The following is a 13,617-nucleotide window of genomic DNA, read 5'->3' on the forward strand; positions in this document are numbered from 1 at the left end:
GAAAGGCTTTTTTTGCGCGCTCGGTTTTTGGCAGGATCAGCACGAAAAAATCGGTGAAAGGAAGGATATCCATGAAAAATGTTAAAAAGTACGCCAGAGGATATTTTATGCCGCCGGAGACCAGCTTGAATTGGACCCGGAAGGAGTATATGACAGAGGCGCCGATTTGGTGCAGCGTGGACCTTCGCGACGGAAATCAGGCCTTAATCGTTCCGATGAATTTGGAGGAAAAGCTGGAATACTTCCAATTGCTTGTGGATATCGGATTCAAGGAGATCGAGGTCGGGTTTCCCGCAGCATCGGAAACCGAGTTCGCCTTTTTGCGCACCTTGATCGAGCAGGAATTGATCCCGGACGATGTAACGATCCAAGTGCTTACCCAATCGAGAGAGCACATTATCCGCAAAACCTTTGAAGCGCTGAAGGGCGCGAAAAGAGCCGTGGTCCATTTGTACAACTCGACGTCCGTGGCGCAGCGGGAGCAGGTATTCCGCAAATCCAAACAAGAAATTATCGACATCGCATTGAACGGCGCCAAGCTGCTCCAGCAGTGCGCGGAGGAAACGGAGGGGAATTTTCAGTTCCAGTATTCGCCGGAAAGCTTTACGGGTACGGAAATTGATTTCGCGCTGGACATCTGCAACAGCGTGCTGGGCGTATGGCGGCCGACGGCGGAGAACCCGGTCATCATCAATCTTCCCGCAACGGTATCGATGTCGATGCCTCACGTCTACGCCAGCCAGATCGAGTATATGAGCAAGCACCTGCATTTCCGGGAGCATGTGATTTTGTCGCTGCATCCGCATAACGACAGGGGAACGGGCGTGGCGGATGCGGAGCTGGGTGTGCTGGCCGGAGCCCAGCGGGTCGAAGGCACGTTGTTCGGAAACGGGGAAAGAACGGGGAATGTCGACATCGTGACATTGGCTCTAAACCTGTACTCGCACGGGGTAGACCCGAAGCTGAATTTTGCGAACATCCCCGCGATCCTCTCCGTTTATGAACGGCTGACCAAAATGAGGGTAGGCGAAAGACATCCTTACGGAGGCGAGCTGGTATTCACCGCTTTCTCCGGTTCGCACCAGGATGCCATCGCCAAGGGCATGAAATGGCGCGAGGAAAAGGAACCCGGGCATTGGTCGGTCCCTTATCTGCTGATCGATCCCAAGGACATCGGCAGGGAGTACGAGGGCGACATTATCCGCATTAACAGCCAGTCCGGCAAGGGCGGGATCGGATACGTGCTGCAGATGAAGTATGGACTCGATCTCCCGGCGAAAATGCGCGAAAACTTCGGATACTTCGTCAAAAACGTATCGGATCAGCGGCAAAAGGAACTGATGCCCGATGAAATCTACGCTATTTTCTTGAAGGAATATGTGAACCTAAAAACCCCTGTCGAGTTTGTCAAATACCGCTCTACGGACAGCGAAGATTATCAAACCGTCGTTACGATACGGACCGGCAATGAAGTCAAGGAAATCGAAGGCGCCGGAAACGGAAGACTCGATGCGGTCAGCAATGCGCTGCAAACGGGTCTTGGCCTGAACTATACCGATTTGATCTATAAAGAGCACGCTCTAGAAACCGGCTCTAAATCCCAAGCTGTCTCTTATATCGGGATCACGGCTTCGGACGGCAGCGTATATTGGGGTTGCGGCATTGACGTCGATATTATGACCTCGTCCGTAAAAGCTCTGTTTAGCGCGGTGAATCAGTTTAGCCGTAATAAATAGCCTAAAAGATGATAAAGGGGAAGACAGCGATGAGAGTGGCACGAAAGGCACCCATCATGGGTGCCTTAAGCCGTCGGCATTTTATATGCGGATGGCTCTTTTATGCCTTTAATGTGTCGTTGCAGAGAATAATATGCTTCCTTTAACTTTTGTAATCAAGGCAAGAAAACTATAAGAGTACAGTATACGCATTTTCCACGCATTATACCTTTAATGCTGTACGTGACGTCAACATGGTTTGTCTTTTTCCCCACATCGTCCTCCGCCAAAATCTCGCCTTTCGTATATGGACACATCCTTTTTCTGGGATATAATGAATTGTAATGCTCACTTGATTGTTTCAGTAGTAGTATCATGTCGATCGGATAAAAAGGAGAAGATTCGTGTACTTATCAGTATGGTATGATCTCTTTTTGTTCCTCCTGTTGTTTGCTTTATTTGTTTATGTTTTTGCTACCGTCAGGATTACCGACTTGCGTAAAGTGTATTTCCTGTTTCATTTTTTCATGATGTTATGGCCCCTGTGTCAATTTGCCACGGCTATTGCGCAAGATTCGAAGTTGCAGCTGTTATTTGTGACGATGTCTTTTGTCTCACTCTCCATGCTCGGGAGCGGGTGGCTTCTTCTTACGATCTTCCTTACCGGCAATTCCGATGAATTAGGGACAAAAACACTGTTTTTATTCGTTGTGCCGGCTGTTGTTGCAGCCGTTGGCGTGATCCTGAACCCGACTAATATTTTTGTGCAACCCCTGGAAGGCGGCTACATACATAGAGCATACGGCCCATGGTTTTGGGTCACGATCGTTATTTTATTAAGCTACTTTTTTGCCTCTCTCTTTTTTTTGTTGCGGGCGCTCCATTCTTCCAAAACGTTGTTGACGATTAAGAAACAAGTCCAAATCACGCTGCGGGGAATATTCGTGCTGGCCGCTTTTGCATGCAGCGACCTGCTTCTTAATGTTGTCCTGAGGGAATGGCTGCCTATCATACCAGGATTGACTTCCGTGGGCATTTTTCTTTCCGCTCTATTTTTCGTATACGTCATAAAGAGATACAATGTTTTTGATCTTGTCTCCATCGCCCATGAGGACGTAATCAATACGATTCCGTATGGAATTCTTGTATTGGATGAGAATGAATCGATTATTGAAGTCAATAAAGCATTGCGATATTTTATGGATCTAAGCTTGGGTGACCGCTTTGATATCGAGAAGTTTCTTAAGTCTGTTCGCGTAGACGACGGCAGCCGGAAGTTCGTGGATCATTACAAACATGAAGAGGCTGCCTTTGCACAAATCGAGATCATCGTGGAGCGGGACACCGTTCGTCATTTTATCCTGCAGGCGTCTCCGATCGTTGATTCCAACCGCATGCCGATCGGCCGTATCCTTACGTTTCAGGATGTCTCCCAAGAGCGCTACCTCGTTAAAGAAATGAATCGGCAGAATAAGATCCTGCAGGAACAGAATCATTCGCTTGACAGCATCCGCAACGAATTGTCCGAGGCCAATCGAAAACTGAAAGAAATGGCGCTTACGGACAGTTTGACGAACTGCTACAATCGCCATTATTTAACCCAACATTTAACTCATGAGGTTACCGCGAATATTCGATATCGAAATCCGTTTTCGCTGATTCTCTTTGATATCGACTTCTTTAAAGCGATTAATGACCGCCATGGACATGTGATAGGCGATGAAGTTCTTTATCGTACGGCTCAAATCGTCAAAGAATCCATTCGCAGCTCCGATATTTTGGCAAGGTATGGCGGAGAGGAATTCATGATTTACCTTCCGAATACGAACCGCAAGTTAGCCGAACAATTAGCGGAACGAGTGAGATCATTGGTAGAGTTAAATCGCATGTTCGTGGGGCGTGAAGCCGAACCCGTTTCCATTACCGTTAGCATGGGGGTTTTAACTATTGAGGACTTTGATCTCAAACCTGTACCTGACAATCTGGAGGGGTATTTAATGGGGCTTCTTGCCGAAGTAGACAAGGCGCTTTATCAAGCCAAGACCCATGGACGCAATCGGATCGAATTTACTGACTTTCAAAATGTCTTCTAAAGGCTATCCTTCTCAACCTCAGGCCGCCGCTCCTTGACTTGCTTCAGCGCGGCGACGATCAGAAAGCTGATGATGACGAGCAGCAGCCAGGAGCTGATCTTGCCGACATGGACGAAATGCCAGGCGTCGGATTGATTCGGGTATCTCCAGGCGCTAAAGAAGGTAGCTACATTTTCCGCGATCCAGATAAAGAAGCCGATCAGCACGAAGGAAAGAGTCAGCGGCATCCGGTAGCGATGACGGCCGACCTCATAGGTCACCCGGGTTCGCCAAAATACGATCAGCACCAAGGCCGACAGCCACCAGCGAACGTCGACCCAATAATGGTGGGTGAAGAAGTTCAGGTAGATGGAAGTGGCGAGCGGGACGACCAGCCAGAGTGGAGGAAAGCGAACCAGATCGACCTTCAGGCGCCGCCAAGCCTGGCACAGGTAGCTGGCCACGCTGGCATACATGAATCCGCTGTAGAGAGGGACGCCGTTCACCTTCATCCAGCCTTCTTCCGGATACGACCAGGACCCCATGCGTACCTTGAACATTTCCAGAGCCAAGCCGATTAGGTGGAAGACGGTGATCACCTTCAGTTCGTCGCGGGTTTCAAGTCCGGAGCGCACCATCCAAACCTGCATGCCCAGGCAAATGATCAGCAGCCAATCGTAGCGGGGCAGCCAGGGAAGGGGGACGAACTGCGTCAGGGCCAGCGAAGCAAAGATGACCACGGGAAATACGCAGGACAGCGCTTGCTGCCAGCCGAAGCGGACCAACTGCTGCAGGGCATGCCGGAAGCGTCTTTCCATCAGCTTCTCCCCTTGTTAATCATTTGATTCTTTAGCCTCTTTATCGTTTCTGTATTCCAAAATATCCCCGGGCTGACAATCCAACGCTTTGCAAATCGCCTCTAACGTGGCAAATCGAATCGCTTTGGCTTTTCCGTTCTTCAATATGGAAAGATTCGCCATCGTGATGCCGACCTTCTCCGAAAGTTCCGTAACGCTCATTTTCCTTTTCGCCAGCATCACGTCAATATTGATGATTACGGCCATGTTATTCACCTCAGATCGTTAAATCGTTTTCCGATTTTATGTCGATGGCATTTCTTAATAGCTTTTGAAGCACAGCCGCAAAGACGGCGATCACGAGGGAAGCGCAAACAATGACCAATCCCAGCGCGGCGAGCCCCGGGGCGTCGTCTTTCTCCGCGATGATAAAAAGAATCGGCAAGATTGCCGCATACAAGATACTGATGGCGATTGCGCAGTTCTTAATATTCTTTAAAGCCTTAACCGACGCTTCCGAGAAAGCGATGTTCTTGTCGATATAGCTTAGAAGCTTCAACGTTTGATACAGCGCAAAGAAAAACGGGATCGCCGATCCATATATCCCGATCAGAATGGGCAAGTAAACCAACGGCGGATAGTATTCAAATAACTCCTTGGCGATCTCCGGCGCCCCAAACAGGCACAATGCCAGTACCGCGATGCCCATCAGAAAAACAACACCCCTTAAGAAAAGCGTTGAACCTTGTTCACGTTTCATAAACAGCACCTCGCGTTTTTAGTGTCGATCTAAATTTAACATGGAATTTATCGTTTTACAATAAATTTTTATCAAATTATATAACATTAATATCGAGTTGCAGGTGTTGAACTTACAGAAATAAGGGCGTAACCGAAAAAAATTGAACTCCATCGGGGGGGTATTCCGTATAACATCTCGAATACCGATTGCTGTCCAGGTCAATATTATCTACGTATGACTTGGCCAGTGGAAAAAACTTACGGTGCAGAGGGGGAAATTCAAGTTGGAGTCAATGTGGTTCGAGTATGCGTGGGCACTCCTGATTCTGATCGGTTTGGAAGGATTGTTGTCGGCCGACAATGCGCTCGTGCTCGCGGTCATCGCGAAGCACTTGCCGGACGAACAGAAGAAACGGGCGATCAACTACGGCATCATCATGGCCTTCGTCTTTCGTTTTGCCGCTTTATTTGCGATTTCCTTCATCGCAAATGTCTGGCAGGTGCAGGCGATTGGCGCGGCCTATCTGCTATACCTGGGCTTAAAGCACATCATCCAGGCGCGGTTCGGCAAGAAGAATGAAGATGTTCATAAGGAGCAGAAGCAAGAATCGGCAGGGAAAAGTTTTTGGCCTACAGTAGGCAAAATCGCGCTGGCAGACCTTGCCTTTGCGATCGATTCCATCCTGGCGGCGGTGGCGCTTGCGCTTGGGCTGCCGGACTCGCCGCTTGGCAATTTCGGCGGCATGGACGCCGGGCAATTTATTGTCGTATTGCTGGGCGGAATTGCCGGTTTAATCTTAATCAAATTTGCGGCAACCTGGTTTATCAAACTGCTGGCCCAACGTCCGGCGCTTGAGACCACGGCTTATGCGATCGTTGCATGGGTTGGCGTAAAGCTTGCCGTAATTACGCTTGCCCATGAAGATATTGGAGTGTTGGACCATTATTTTCCACATAGCACGGGCTGGACGGTCACCTTCTATGTTGTCTTGGTAGCGATCGCCCTTATCGGGTGGTTTGCGCCCGGCAACAAACCGTCCAAGGCGGGCAGTGCCTAACGGGACCATCCTTTTGAGGGGAGCTTTTGCTTGGGACGAAGCAAAAGCTCCCCTTTGTCGTACTCGTTGCCGTCATCTGGTTCGTGCCGGATAAACGAATCGAGCATGCCCTGGGAGGCTATTGAAATGTAATCATTGTGCTTTGCATTTCGTTTACCTATACTAGGAATGAGAACTAACGTTTGTATGTAATGGGGAGACGAGCAAATGGGCACGACGAAAAAAGCGATGAAAATCGAAGCGCCGATCATTCCGAACGAGCTGTCTGAACTAGAGCCGCAAGATCTCCAGTCCAATGGGTTTGGCGAGATGGGAATCGTGCAAAACTGTGAAATGGGGCAACTGAGGGGTCACAAAATGACCGTTGATAAAATGATTTTCAAGCACGTCATATTTACGGAGTGTGCTTTGCCGGGTGTCGAATTGACCGATGTGATCTTTGAAAAATGCGATCTGTCCAATGTCGATTTCAGCGAAGCCATTATTCATCGAACCGTATTCAAAGATTGCAAATTGATTGGCGCCCAGTTATCGGGTTCGACCTTGCGGAATGTGCTTTATGATCAATGTAAAGCCGATTACGCTACATTCCGATTTTGCAATACCAAGCAAGTGATCATTCAGGATAGTTCTTTGGATTCTGTCGATATGAGTTTCTCTAAATTGCAAAAAATCGAATTCTATCGCACCAGCCTGGACCGGGCGCAATTGTCCGGTACCCCGATGAAGGGAATCGATTTAAGCGATTGCCGATTCGATGGGTTAGGCGTGGGAATCGAGGATTTGAAAGGCTGCATCATTACCCGTGAGCAGGCCTATCTATTTGCATCATTGTTTGGGTTGGTTGTGAAGAATGATAGTTAATATTGTTGCAATAAAAAAATTAGATAAATATTAAAATCTGCAACTATTAGTGATACACTAGGATTAGAAGAACTTTTAACGGAAAAGGTGTGGGCCGGCTCGTTCCCCAGCTTGCGGCAATGCCATGCGAGAGCGCTTACATCCTTTCGGCAAATCTTAGGGTATAAGGACGGTTATGATGAGTCACGGACAAACGAGTACAGATGTGATCTTGATTGGTGCTGGTATTATGAGTGCGACGTTGGGAACCCTGCTGAGAGAATTGGCGCCGGACTGGAGCATTACGGCGTTTGAGAAACTCGCCAAGGCAGGGGAGGAAAGCTCGAACGAATGGAATAATGCGGGAACCGGGCATGCGGCCTTATGCGAACTAAACTATACGGTTGAACGACCGGACGGATCCGTAGATATCAGTAAAGCGATAAAGGTGAATGAACAATTTCAGGTCTCAAGACAGTTTTGGTCTTATCTCGTCAATAGCAATCTGATCCGAAATCCGCGGGACTTCATCATGCCGCTGCCTCATCTGAGTTATGTGCGTGGGGAGCAGAACGTCCGGTTTTTACAAAGACGATTCGAAGCCCTCTCCAACCACCCTTTGTTTCAAGGGATGGAATTCTCCGATGATCCGGGAAAACTGAGGGAATGGATCCCGCTGATGATGAAGGACCGCACGGCGAATGAACCGATCGCGGCCACAAAAATCGATTCCGGCACGGATGTGAACTTTGGCGCTTTAACGCGCATGATGCTTGACCACCTAAAAGATCGTAACGTCGATATCCGCTACGGACATAGCGTAAAAAAGTTGAAACGGACTCCCGGCGGATTGTGGGAATTGGAAGTGAAGAATCTCGCCAGCGGTACCGTCGAGCGCCATACCGCGAAATTCGTCTTTATCGGCGCCGGCGGAGGCAGCCTGCATCTGCTGCAAAAATCCGGCATTCCCGAAGGAAAACATATCGGCGGATTCCCGGTCAGCGGGCTGTTTATGGTGTGCAACAATCCGGAGGTCGCCCGGCAGCATCATGCCAAAGTCTACGGCAAAGCTTCGGTCGGAGCTCCGCCCATGTCCGTCCCGCATCTGGACACCCGATTCATCGACAACCGGAAATCGTTGCTGTTTGGACCGTTTGCCGGCTTCTCGCCCAAGTTCTTGAAGACGGGTTCCATGTTCGATCTGATCACTTCCGTAAAACCACATAATCTCTTAACGATGTTGGCGGCAGGCGCAAAAGAGATGTCGTTGACGAAATACCTGATTGGGCAACTGATGTTGTCCAAGGAACAACGCATGGAGGAATTGCGGGAGTTTGTCCCGGGCGCCAGAAGCGAAGACTGGGGTCTGGTCGTTGCGGGCCAACGCGTGCAGGTGATTAAAGATACGCCCCAAGGCAAAGGCACGCTTCAATTCGGCACGGAAGTGGTCAGCGCCGCCGATGGCTCGATCGCTGCCTTGCTCGGCGCTTCTCCGGGGGCTTCGACCGCCGTTCACGTCATGCTGGAGGTCATCCAAAGATGCTTCCCGCAGCATATGAAAGCGTGGGAGCCGAAAATCCAAGAAATGATCCCGTCTTATGGTTTGTCGCTCGAGGAAAACCCGGATCTTTTCCGTGAAATTCATCCGGCGACCGCGCAGGCGCTGGGCTTAACGGAAGAAAAATTAGCCGTTTCGGTATGACCGCCATAAAACTAAGTTTAAGGCCACCCGCATAAGGTGGCCTTAAACTTGCTTTGAGCAGGTAGATTTAAAGTTCGCTCTTTCGCAATTCCTCGAACCCTTCGTCAAGCTGTTTGTCCTCTTCCCGACGGGGGACGAATCCGCATTTATTTTACTATGGGCGTCTAACTTTAATCTAACCCGTAAAAATTCTCTTGCACCTTACGTAACGTCATCTTTTATACTGAAGTTACCGGTAAAGCGTTAGCGCTAACGAAGGAGTTTATTTATGAAACGACACTGGAAGGTGGGGGACCTGGCCAAAATCACGGGGCTCACCGTGCGAACGTTGAGATTTTACGATCAGATCGGCTTATTCTCGCCTTCCGGCCAGACGGAGTCCGGCCACAGGCTGTACAATGAAGCCGACTTGTCACGCCTCCAGCAGATTTTATCGCTGAAGGAGCTGGGCTTATCCCTCGAAGAAATTAAGTCCGTCCTGACCGACGAGCAGTTCAGCCCGCTGGAGGCCGTCAATCTTCAAATGGCCCGGGTCAAGGAACAAATCAGGCTGCAGCAGGAGATCCTGGAAAGTCTCCAGCACGTCTCCAAGCGGATGCAGGGCAAAGCGCCGTTAACGGTCGAGGATTTTACCCAGCTCTGGAACGCGATGAAGGAAAGCCATAAGAAGCTGGTCGTCGAGCGGCGGATGAGCTGGGAACGCCGCCTGGACGGACTGGGCGATTTTCTTGCCGAGGAAGAAGAAAACAATGAACTCTAAGGAGGATTAACCATGACCGAACGATTCGTCAAACACGCTACCTTCGTCGTGGAGCGAGATTATGCCGCAACGCCTGCGAAAGTCTACCATGCCTGGGCCGACCAGGCTGCCAAAGCCAAGTGGTTCTCCAAACCCGAGATCTTTGAATTCCGGGTGGGGGGACGCGAGTACAGCAGCGGAGGTCCGCCGGAGGGGCCGGTTTTTATCTACGACGCCTGTTACCAAGAAATTGTGCCAGAGCAGCGCATCGTTTATACCTATACTTTGGATGCGGGCGACGCGCGCCTCTCCGTTTCGATTACGACGGTCGAGTTGATCCCGGCCGAGGACGGCACGAAGCTGGTTTTCACCGAGCAGGGGACGTTTTTCGACGGGCATGATACGCCGGAAATACGCGAGCATGGCACGAATGAGATGCTTGATGCGCTTGGAAAGACACTTTAACGGGAGGGGATTCCATGACAGCGATTTTCGGCAAGAACGAAATCATATCCTCGCGCGAGCTGGATTTTCCGCGTGATGGGGTCTTTGAAACCTGGACCAACCCCGAGAAGAATGAAAATGTTGAAATATCGATGTAGGCACGTCGATTTTTCCGCATCCCGTTCGTCGAATAGGTGTAAGCAATCCGAAATCCGGGATTAATGGAGGCATGCGAAATGAAATTTCTGTGTTTGGGTTATTTGGATTCGGAGAAAATGGACGCCCTCCCCAAGGAAGAGATCGACGCCGTGATGCAGCAGTGCCCGCCCCATCTGGAGCAGCTCTATCGGAGCGGACGGGTGAGGATCGATGCGGGCCTGGATTCGGCAGCGAAGTGTCTGCGGCGAGCAGGCGGGAAAGTGAAGGTGACGGACGGTCCGTTTATCGAGACGAAGGAGTTGATCGGCAGCGCTTTTCTTATCGAAGCCGAGGACATGGAGGAAGCGATCCGCATCGCTTCCCTGCATCCCGCCGTCCAGATAAGGGCAGGCGAGGACTTCGGATGGGGCCTTGAGATTCGTCCGATCCACTATTTCAAGGCATACAACATCCGTAAACACCCCCGCAACCCACTTATTGTTAATAATTGTTCGTTCATTCGTTGGCGTCTATTCATGGACCATGGACCGCTATCTTGTACGAAAAAAGGAGTGGAGCGCAATGGATTACTTGCATCATCCGTTTCCGTCGAAACGGCATACCGTTTTCGCCAAAAAGGGTATGGTCGCCACGTCCCAGCCGCTGGCCGCCCAAGCCGGGCTGGAGATCCTGCAAAAGGGCGGCAACGCGATCGATGCGGCCATCGCGGCCGCCGCGGCCATGACGGTCGTGGAGCCGACCTCCAACGGAATCGGCGGAGACGCTTTTACCCTAGTGTGGGCCAAGGGGGAGCTTCACGGCCTGAATGCTTCGGGGCCCGCGCCGGAGCGGCTGACCGCTGAGGCGGTCAAGCAGTTGGGTCACGACCGGATGCCCAGGCTGGGGCTGGTTCCGATCACGGTTCCCGGGGCGCCCGCGGCCTGGGCGGCGCTTGCCGGCAAATTCGGCGGATTGCCGCTCACGGAAACCTTGAAACCGGCGATCCGTTACGCCGAGGAAGGGTATCCGTTGACGCCGATTCTCGGCAAGGGCTGGAGCAGAGCTTTTCAAGCGTACCGCAAGCAAGAAGGCCCCGAGTTCGAACCGTGGTTCCAAACGTTCGCCCCCAACGGCCGGGCCCCGGCAATCGGGGAAATGTGGAGCTCCAGGGACCACGCGGAGACCTTGCGAAGGATCGCCGCAACCGGGGCGCGGGATTTTTACGAAGGGGAATTAGCCCGCCGCATCGAGGACTTCATGGTGCAACACGGCGGTTTTTTAAGGAGATCCGATCTGGCCGCATATCGCCCGGAATGGGTAAAGCCGGTCTCCGCGAACTACCGGGGATACGACGTTTGGGAAATTCCGCCGAACGGCCAGGGGATGGTCGCCCTGATGGCCTTGAATATTTATGAACGGCTGGAGCCGCCGCAGTGGCAATCCGCCGAAACGGTTCACCGGCAAATCGAAGCGATGAAACTGGCGTTCGCGGACGGGCAGGCTTACATCACCGAGCCGGCCGACATGCCGGTTCAAGCGGAAGATTTGCTGTCGAAGGCCTATGCGGCCGGGCGGGCGGAAGACGTTCATGACACCGCAAGCGATCCTGTGCCGCTCGAACTGCCGAAAGGCGGAACCGTCTATTTGGCGGCGGCCGACGAGGAAGGAAACATGGTATCCTATATCCAGAGCAACTACATGGGTTTCGGCTCAGGCATCGTCATTCCGGGCACGGGGATCGGCCTGCAAAACCGGGGGGCGGACTTTTCTTTGGATGAGCGTCACCCGAATTTCCTGAAGCCGGGGAAACGAACCTATCATACCATCATCCCGGGGTTCCTCACGAAGGACGGGGAAGCGGTTGGGCCGTTCGGGGTGATGGGCGGCTATATGCAGCCGCAGGGGCATTTTCAGGTTATCGCGAATACGGTCGACTACCTGCTGAATCCCCAAGCGGCGTTGGATGCTCCAAGATGGCAATGGATCGGCGGGAAGAAAGTGCATGTGGAGCCGGAGTTCCCGAGCGGTCTGGTGCAGGCGCTGCAACGAAAAGGGCACGACATCGAAGTGATGCCGGACGGCGTCAGCTTCGGGCGCGGCCAAATCATCTGGCGGAATCCGCAAACCGGGGTTCTTGCCGGAGGGACCGACCCGCGAACGGACGGCATGGTAGCCGCTTGGTGACCCGGGCGGCGGGGATCGTCCGCAAGTACGGCAGACGGCATGGGAAGTGAAGAGATGAAGTTATATGGGGAAGTGGTGCACGGCCGGCTGATCCGGCGGGTCAACCGGTTTATCGCCGAGGTGTCCGTCAACGGGATCAAAGAGCAGGTGCACGTCAAAAATACCGGCCGCCTAAAGGAGCTGCTGCTGCCGGATGCGGAGGTATTGCTGGAAGTCAGCGGTCATCCGAACCGGAAGACGCGATTCTCGCTGATCGCGGCCGCGAAAGAGGGGGGCTGGGCGAACGTGGACTCCCAGGCTCCCAATGCGGTCGCGTACGAGGCGCTTCAAGCAGGGAAGATCGCGGAGCTGGGTTCGGTCGCGTCGGTCAAACGGGAAGTGACCTATGGGGATTCCCGGTTTGATCTGTATTATGAGAAGGACGGGGCATCAGGGTTCATCGAAATCAAAGGCGTCACGCTGGAGCGGGACGGCATCGCGATGTTCCCGGACGCGCCGACGTCCAGGGGGACGAAACATGTGCTGGAGTTGGCCAAAGCGGTCCGTGATGGTTATGCGGGGGCGATCTTGTTCGTGGTGCAAATGCAAGGCTGCCGGGGTTTTGCTCCTTACCGGGACATGGATGCGGCTTTTGCGGACGCCTTGGCGCAGGCATCGCGTCAGGGCGTGCGGATTTGGGCCTACGATGCTGCAGTCACGGAAGAGGAGATGACCTTGGGAGATCCGCTTCCAGTCCTTCTCTAAATGCGGTACCGTTAAAAAGGGTTGAAATGGATCATCGACTCATGATTTCTCACCAATCTTTTTTCTCATAACAGCGACATTACCTTACACCGCCATTTTGCTGAACCCGACTTTTTCATACAGCCGAATCGGACCGATGAAGTCGAATGTTTCACGATGGCGGCGCAGGCAAGGATACCCCTCAACCGCATCAAGGCCTATTTTCTTCGCCTCCTCGCACACATGAGTAAGCAGAGCGGGAAAGAGCTAAATAAAAACGAAGCTTCGTATTATGAAAAGAATCACAAATCACAAATCACAAATCACGGATCACCTTAAGAAATTCTTCGACAACACCGCCGATTCCTGCAACATGTCCGATGTCGAAGGTTAATGCGTTTCGCAAGCTAATAGGTGTGATATGATCTTGGAAACAGGTGTATAGATCGAGGGAACGGAGA

The 13,617-nt window shown here is 51.8% G+C and carries 13 protein-coding genes and 1 pseudogene; 11 read left to right on the forward strand and 3 right to left on the reverse strand.

Annotated elements, in window-relative coordinates; genetic code table 11:
- Window positions 1-71 precede the first annotated feature (71 nt).
- Both leuA and ACQ4N8_RS06990 read left to right on the forward strand, forming a co-directional pair.
- Window positions 72-1,736: a 2-isopropylmalate synthase gene (gene leuA / locus ACQ4N8_RS06985; protein ID WP_430703609.1), complete on the forward strand. Its 1,665-nt coding sequence runs from the start codon at window positions 72-74 to the stop codon at window positions 1,734-1,736.
- A 383-nt stretch (window positions 1,737-2,119) separates the two neighbouring features.
- Window positions 2,120-3,808 carry a diguanylate cyclase gene (locus ACQ4N8_RS06990; protein WP_430703610.1) on the forward strand — a complete coding sequence of 563 codons (1,689 nt, stop codon included), beginning with the start codon at window positions 2,120-2,122 and terminating at the stop codon, window positions 3,806-3,808.
- Here the strand turns inward: ACQ4N8_RS06990 and ACQ4N8_RS06995 are convergent.
- The 3 genes from ACQ4N8_RS06995 to ACQ4N8_RS07005 are packed head-to-tail and all read right to left on the reverse strand — an operon-like array spanning window position 3,805 to window position 5,344.
- Window positions 3,805-4,605, reverse strand: a complete 801-nt coding sequence (locus ACQ4N8_RS06995; RefSeq protein ID WP_430703611.1) for a DUF817 domain-containing protein — start codon at window positions 4,603-4,605, stop codon at window positions 3,805-3,807. The two genes, ACQ4N8_RS06990 and ACQ4N8_RS06995, sit on opposite strands and share 4 nt — an antisense overlap.
- A gap of 15 nt (window positions 4,606-4,620) precedes the next feature.
- Window positions 4,621-4,851: a helix-turn-helix domain-containing protein gene (locus ACQ4N8_RS07000; RefSeq protein ID WP_430703612.1), complete on the reverse strand. Its 231-nt coding sequence runs from the start codon at window positions 4,849-4,851 to the stop codon at window positions 4,621-4,623.
- A gap of 10 nt (window positions 4,852-4,861) precedes the next feature.
- Window positions 4,862-5,344 carry a DUF2975 domain-containing protein gene (locus ACQ4N8_RS07005; RefSeq protein ID WP_430703613.1) on the reverse strand — a complete coding sequence of 161 codons (483 nt, stop codon included), beginning with the start codon at window positions 5,342-5,344 and terminating at the stop codon, window positions 4,862-4,864.
- A gap of 265 nt (window positions 5,345-5,609) precedes the next feature.
- On the opposite strand from ACQ4N8_RS07005, the gene ACQ4N8_RS07010 reads away from it, so the two are divergent.
- The 9 genes and pseudogenes from ACQ4N8_RS07010 to sfsA all read left to right on the forward strand — a co-directional run bounded on the left by ACQ4N8_RS07010 (window position 5,610) and on the right by sfsA (window position 13,177).
- Complete coding sequence (locus ACQ4N8_RS07010; protein ID WP_430703614.1) at window positions 5,610-6,383, forward strand: TerC family protein; 774 nt, start codon at window positions 5,610-5,612, stop codon at window positions 6,381-6,383.
- A 207-nt stretch (window positions 6,384-6,590) separates the two neighbouring features.
- Window positions 6,591-7,247: a pentapeptide repeat-containing protein gene (locus tag ACQ4N8_RS07015; protein ID WP_430703615.1), complete on the forward strand. Its 657-nt coding sequence runs from the start codon at window positions 6,591-6,593 to the stop codon at window positions 7,245-7,247.
- Between the two features lie 178 nt (window positions 7,248-7,425).
- Window positions 7,426-8,928 (forward strand): malate:quinone oxidoreductase, encoded by a 1,503-nt coding sequence (locus tag ACQ4N8_RS07020; protein WP_430703616.1) that lies wholly within the window; start codon window positions 7,426-7,428, stop codon window positions 8,926-8,928.
- 268 nt (window positions 8,929-9,196) lie between these two features.
- A complete protein-coding gene (locus ACQ4N8_RS07025; protein ID WP_430703617.1) occupies window positions 9,197-9,688 on the forward strand; it encodes a MerR family transcriptional regulator in 492 nt (163 codons plus the stop codon).
- 12 nt (window positions 9,689-9,700) lie between these two features.
- Window positions 9,701-10,132: an SRPBCC family protein gene (locus tag ACQ4N8_RS07030; protein WP_430703618.1), complete on the forward strand. Its 432-nt coding sequence runs from the start codon at window positions 9,701-9,703 to the stop codon at window positions 10,130-10,132.
- Window positions 10,133-10,146: 14 nt separating this feature from the next.
- Entirely contained in the window at window positions 10,147-10,269 is a 123-nt protein-coding gene (locus ACQ4N8_RS07035; protein ID WP_430703619.1) for a hypothetical protein, read from the forward strand.
- Between the two features lie 117 nt (window positions 10,270-10,386).
- Window positions 10,387-10,593 (forward strand): annotated as a pseudogene (locus ACQ4N8_RS07040) (YciI family protein); the annotation flags it as partial.
- Between the two features lie 238 nt (window positions 10,594-10,831).
- On the forward strand, window positions 10,832-12,433 hold the full coding sequence (locus ACQ4N8_RS07045) for a gamma-glutamyltransferase family protein (RefSeq protein WP_430703620.1): 1,602 nt from the start codon (window positions 10,832-10,834) through the stop codon (window positions 12,431-12,433).
- A gap of 54 nt (window positions 12,434-12,487) precedes the next feature.
- Window positions 12,488-13,177, forward strand: a complete 690-nt coding sequence (sfsA, locus tag ACQ4N8_RS07050) for a DNA/RNA nuclease SfsA (protein WP_430703621.1) — start codon at window positions 12,488-12,490, stop codon at window positions 13,175-13,177.
- Window positions 13,178-13,617 lie beyond the last annotated feature (440 nt).

Source organism: Paenibacillus macerans, from assembly GCF_050565405.1.
GTDB classification, from domain to species: Bacteria; Bacillota; Bacilli; order Paenibacillales; family Paenibacillaceae; genus Fontibacillus; species Fontibacillus macerans_B.